At 34.3% G+C, this 604-nt stretch carries 2 protein-coding genes; both read left to right on the top strand.

Going from position 1 to position 604, the window contains the following annotated elements; all coding sequences use genetic code 11:
• Positions 1-13 precede the first annotated feature (13 nt).
• Positions 14-259, top strand: coding sequence for a hypothetical protein (locus BFI01S_RS22120; RefSeq protein WP_061794468.1), 246 nt, complete (start codon positions 14-16; stop codon positions 257-259).
• Positions 260-268: 9 nt separating this feature from the next.
• A complete protein-coding gene (locus BFI01S_RS22125) occupies positions 269-532 on the top strand; it encodes a hypothetical protein (RefSeq protein WP_061794469.1) in 264 nt (87 codons plus the stop codon).
• Positions 533-604 lie beyond the last annotated feature (72 nt).

The following is a 604-nucleotide window of genomic DNA, read 5'->3' on the forward strand; positions in this document are numbered from 1 at the left end:
AGGAGGATAATTAATGTTAACTCAATACGAAGCTATCATTCAAGCTTTTGAACATCTCAGAAAGCCTATTACAATAAGAGAAATGGAAAATTACATTCGAAAGAAGCACGGTGATGTTTGGAAAGATTTCGGAACTGTTCTGGCAGATATGGTTTCTACTGCACATGGCGGAAACCATTCTTCCAAAGTTCCAGAAGAGTATCGAGTATTAAAAAGAATATCGCGAGGACAATATGCTCTTCTCAAAAACGATTCATAGGGGAAATAGATGTTGATAGATAAAATATGGGAAAGAATCAAACAATGCGAAGGGGATACTTTTAAACAGATTAGAGGTAAAGAGTTTACTTATTCAGTAGAAGGCAATTATGTTTACTTGAATACAACAGAGCGTTCAATTTCTAAAAATGAATTTGCAAAAGCTTTAAAACTGGTCCCTCTGGAAAATACAGTTCAACTTCAGAAATTTCAAGCCCCTTCTTATTTATTTGCAATATTAATGGATAAGCATATAAGGAAGACCGATTGGTAAAATCTTTAGATACACCTACAATTCATAAAGTCAGAGAGAGTTCCTATGGAGCTCTCTTTTGATGTATTCAAG

Source organism: Cytobacillus firmus NBRC 15306 (genome assembly GCF_001591465.1).
Taxonomy (GTDB): Bacteria; Bacillota; Bacilli; order Bacillales; family Cytobacillaceae; genus Cytobacillus; species Cytobacillus firmus.

What these genes read in the sequence shown, in the direction of transcription:
- BFI01S_RS22125 (WP_061794469.1), top strand. Translation starts at nt 269, where the DNA reads ATGTTGATAGATAAAATATGGGAAAGAATCAAACAATGCGAAGGGGAT.
- BFI01S_RS22120 (WP_061794468.1), top strand. Translation starts at nt 14, where the DNA reads ATGTTAACTCAATACGAAGCTATCATTCAAGCTTTTGAACATCTCAGA.